The sequence below is a fragment of the Bradyrhizobium sp. P2_E8 genome, assembly GCF_056403875.1.
This window is the reverse complement of the sequence record NZ_JBFUES010000742.1, coordinates 1-3,900: the sequence shown is the minus strand read 5'-3', so window position 1 is coordinate 3,900 and position 3,900 is coordinate 1. Positions and strand designations below refer to the sequence as shown.

The window sequence follows — 3,900 nt, the reverse complement described above, 5'->3', positions numbered from 1 at the left end:
GCAATCGGTCAGCGCCACGACGGCGTCGACCGCGATTTTCTGGGCTTCCATTGGGCTCACCTCGGCCTTGCGAGTAACCCCGGCCGAGACAGGCTAGGACTCATCCGTTAAATCGGCGTTAACCGTTCGGGCAGCATCGCCGATTCAGCCCGGCGGCCGTATACGCAAAACAACGCATTGCCGGGCGCCCGGCGGCTCAGCGTGCATTGATGCTCTTCTTCAGCAGCACAAACTGCTTCTTCAGCCGAGGCACGGCAAAGTCGGTGAATGCCCGCACCTTGGGCACCGAGAGCCGCCCCTGCGGGCAGATCAAATGCGCGGGCATCTCCGGATCCTGGTCGGCGGCCAGCACGATCTCGAGCTCGCCGCGCGCGACCTGCTCGGCCACCTGGTACGAATACATCCGCGCCACGCCCCGCCCGGCGACCGCGGACGCCACCGCCGCATAGGTGCTGTTGACGACGAGCCGCGGGGTGAACTGGACCGTCCGGGCTGCCGACGAGCCCGCCTGTGGCGCGAAGGTCCAGGAATTGGGCAGATGCGCCATCGCCACGATCTGATGCTTGGCGAGATCGCCGGGGTCAGTGATGCGCGGATGCTGCTTCAGATAGCGGGGAGCAGCGACCACGACGCGGCTGATCTCGCCGATCCGCATCGCCACCATCGCCGAATCCGCGAGATGGCCGATGCGAAGCGCGATGTCGATGCCCTCCTCGATCAGGTTGACCGCACGGTCGAACAGCAGGAGCTTTGCCGACACGGTCGGATAGGCGTCGAGAAACGCATCGAGGATCGGCCGCAGCACCATCTCCCCCGAGACCACCGGCGCGGTGATCGTGAGCAGGCCACGCGGCGCCATGCGCGGTCCGGCCGCGATGTCGTCGGCCTCCTCCAGCTCGGTGAGCACGCGGCGGCAGATCGCGACATAACGCTCGCCCTCCTCGCTCAGCTTGATCGACCGCGTCGTCCGGTGCAGCAGCTCGGCACCGACGCGCTCCTCGAGGAAGGCGATGGCGCGGCTCACCGCCGCCGGCGAACGGCCGAGCTTGCGCCCCGCGGCGGCGAGGCTGCCCTCGTCCACCGCAAGGACGAACACCTTCATCGCATCCAGACGATCCATGCGCTTCCCGCCGCCCCCTGAGATTCCTGCTGAAGGCTAGGCGTTCGCGCCGGCCGCCACAACCGCCGCAGGGCGCCGATCCGTCACTCGTTCGCGCCGCGAAAGAGTGTCTGCCGGACGGCGCGTATTCGCAGCCGGGCCGCCGCGGCCTATGTCACGACCCAAGCCGGCCACCGCCGGCGCAGTTCTCAAGCCAACAACAGGAGCCAGTCATGGGTATCGAGCAGAAAGTCGCCATCATCACCGGTGCATCGCAGGGCATCGGCGCCGCCCTGGTCCAGGGTTTTCGCGATCGCAACTATCGCGTCGTCGCAACGGCGCGCTCCATCAAGCCGTCGGGCGACGACGACGTCCTCGCCGTTCCCGGCGACATCGCCGACCGGGCCACCGCCGAGCGCGTGGTCTCGCAAGCCGTCGCCCGCTTCGGCCGCGTCGACACGCTGGTCAACAATGCCGGCATCTTCGTCGCCAAGCCGTTCACGCAGTACACCGCCGAGGACTATGCGGCGGTGATGGGCACCAACGTCGCCGGTTTCTTCAATATCACGCAGCTCGCCATCGCCGAGATGGAAAAGCAGGGCTCGGGCCACGTCGTGCAGATCACGACCACCCTGGTCGATCACGCCAATTCGAACGTGCCCTCGGTGCTGGCCTCGCTGAGCAAGGGCGGCCTCAACGCCGCGACCAAGTCGCTCGCGATCGAATACGCCAGGCGCGGCATCCGCGTGAACGCAGTGGCGCCCGGCGTCATCAAGTCGCCGATGCATCCGGTTTCGACGCATGCCGAGCTCGGCGCGCTCCATCCGGTCGGCCGCATCGGCGAGATGTCCGATATCGTCGATGCCGTGCTCTATCTCGAGCGGGCTTCCTTCGTCACCGGCGAGATCCTGCATGTCGACGGCGGCCAGAGCGCCGGCCACTGAGCGTGGGAGGAGAGACACCATGCCCATCGTCACCATTCAAGTGACCCGCGAGGGAACGACGCCGGGCGCGGCGTCGCTCACGGCGGAAGAGAAGGCGGCGCTGATCAAGGGATCGAGCCAGCTCCTGCTCGACGTGCTCGGCAAGCCGCTCGATTCCACCTTCGTCGTGATCGAGGAAGTCGACACCGACAATTGGGGCTGGGGCGGCCTGCCCGTGCCGGAATTCCGGCGCCGCCGCGCCGCCCAGACAGGATGATCCGCGCGCGACCGAGCGCGCAGGAGGATGACATGACCAACGCAGATGCAAAGCAGCACGTCGACACCCGGCCGCGACAGCGGCCGGGATCGACGTCGCAGTCTACCTGGCGATATGCGACGGCGGGCTTGTCCGCCTCGCTGGTCGGGCTCGGCCTTGCCCGCTTTTCCTACACGCCGCTGATCCCGGCGTTGATCGCGGCAAAGTGGTTCAGCGCGTCGGATGTCGTCTATCTCGGCGCGGCGAACCTTGCCGGCTATCTCGCCGGCGCACTCGCGGCGCGCGCTGTCGCCGACCGCATCGGCGCGGTCCACGCGTTGCGCGCGATGATGCTACTCGCCACGCTCTCTTTCTTCGCCAGTTCAGCCCCGGTGTCGTTCACCTGGTTCTTCGCCTGGCGCTTCCTGTCAGGTCTCACCGGCGGCATCATCATGGTGCTGGCGGCCTCCGTCATTCTGCCACACATTTCGGCCGCGAGGCGCGGCATCGTCGGCGGCGTGATCTTTGCGGGTGTCGGCCTTGGCGTCGCCGCATCGGGCACGCTGGTGCCGCTGCTGCTGCAACAAGGCTTGCAGCAGAGCTGGTATGGCCTCGGCGCCCTCTCCGCGCTGCTCACCCTCGCAAGCTGGTGGAACTGGCCCGCGGAGGCCAAGACTGATGCTTCGCCTTTGCATCACGCGAAGCACCACCATGCATCGACGGCGGCCCGCGCGCTGCTGGTCCAATACGGCCTCAACGCAGTGGCGCTGGTGCCGCACATGGTATTCATCGTCGATTTCGTGGCGCGCGGCCTCGGCCAGGGCATCGCTGCGGGATCGCGCTACTGGGTGCTGTACGGTCTCGGCGCGATCCTTGGCCCGCTCGTCACCGGCCATCTCGGCGACAGGGCAGGTTTCGGTCCGGCCCTGCGGGCGGCCTTCCTGATCGAGGCGGCGGCCGTGCTGCTGCCGACCGTCAGCACCGCGCCGGTTTCGCTGATCGTGTCGAGTGTCGTGGTCGGCGGCTTCACGCCCGGCATCGTTCCGCTGGTGCTCGGGCGCATCCACGAGCTCGTCCCGCATTCTTCCGAGCGGCAGCGCGCGACATGGAGCCATGCCACGACCAGCTTTGCGCTGTTCCAGGCGGCCGCGGCTTACGGCTTCTCCTGGATTTACGCGCAGACCGGCGGCGACTATCTCGTGCTGTTCGGTTTAGGCGGCGGCGCAGCGGTCCTGGCGCTCGCGATTGATCTCGGCCTCGCACTGACCGTCCCGCGCAGCTCCTGAGCGCGATGACGGAAGGCGAGCGGCGCTACCCGGCACCGGGCTTCGTCATGATTTGAGTAAGCGATCTCAGCAACTCGGTTTGCTTCAGGACCACCTCACATTGCTGTCGCGCATGCGTGCTCGACAGCTCAACCAACTCCGCCAGCGTTCTCGCACGRCCCAACTCCCGCGCGTACTCCAAGGTCGCGCCCGCATTGACTTTCATCAGTTCGAGCACGACGACACGACACTCGGCTGCCGTTCCAATCGCCTCGATGAGGTGGCTTTCTGCGGTGGCGATTCCGTTGGCTTCCGATGTCGCATCGGCCAGCCGCGGCTTGGCGAGGTCCCTGGCAT

5 protein-coding genes are annotated in these 3,900 nt (G+C 67.2%); 3 read left to right on the top strand and 2 right to left on the bottom strand.

Going from position 1 to position 3,900, the window contains the following annotated elements; genetic code table 11:
* Nucleotides 1–196: 196 nt before the first annotated feature.
* Nucleotides 197–1,120: a LysR family transcriptional regulator gene (locus AC1D00_RS30855; protein ID WP_477013261.1), complete on the bottom strand. Its 924-nt coding sequence runs from the start codon at nucleotides 1,118–1,120 to the stop codon at nucleotides 197–199.
* A 212-nt stretch (nucleotides 1,121–1,332) separates the two neighbouring features.
* Here AC1D00_RS30855 and AC1D00_RS30850 point away from each other — a divergent pair, with 212 nt between their 5' ends.
* The 3 genes from AC1D00_RS30850 to AC1D00_RS30840 are packed head-to-tail and all read left to right on the top strand — an operon-like array spanning nucleotide 1,333 to nucleotide 3,564.
* Nucleotides 1,333–2,043, top strand: coding sequence for an SDR family NAD(P)-dependent oxidoreductase (locus AC1D00_RS30850; RefSeq protein ID WP_404558029.1), 711 nt, complete (start codon nucleotides 1,333–1,335; stop codon nucleotides 2,041–2,043).
* A gap of 19 nt (nucleotides 2,044–2,062) precedes the next feature.
* A complete protein-coding gene (locus AC1D00_RS30845) occupies nucleotides 2,063–2,299 on the top strand; it encodes a tautomerase family protein (protein ID WP_028173203.1) in 237 nt (78 codons plus the stop codon).
* Between the two features lie 32 nt (nucleotides 2,300–2,331).
* Nucleotides 2,332–3,564, top strand: coding sequence for a YbfB/YjiJ family MFS transporter (locus AC1D00_RS30840; protein ID WP_477013260.1), 1,233 nt, complete (start codon nucleotides 2,332–2,334; stop codon nucleotides 3,562–3,564).
* Between the two features lie 25 nt (nucleotides 3,565–3,589).
* Here the strand turns inward: AC1D00_RS30840 and AC1D00_RS30835 are convergent.
* Nucleotides 3,590–3,900 (bottom strand): phasin family protein (locus AC1D00_RS30835; protein WP_477013259.1); only part of this gene is annotated, 311 nt, incomplete at its 5' end.

Bases quoted from the DNA above. Each gene is read 5' to 3' on its own strand.
- AC1D00_RS30855 (WP_477013261.1), bottom strand. From the start codon at position 1,120: ATGGATCGTCTGGATGCGATGAAGGTGTTCGTCCTTGCGGTGGACGAG.
- AC1D00_RS30850 (WP_404558029.1), top strand. From the start codon at position 1,333: ATGGGTATCGAGCAGAAAGTCGCCATCATCACCGGTGCATCGCAGGGC.
- AC1D00_RS30845 (WP_028173203.1), top strand. From the start codon at position 2,063: ATGCCCATCGTCACCATTCAAGTGACCCGCGAGGGAACGACGCCGGGC.
- AC1D00_RS30840 (WP_477013260.1), top strand. From the start codon at position 2,332: ATGACCAACGCAGATGCAAAGCAGCACGTCGACACCCGGCCGCGACAG.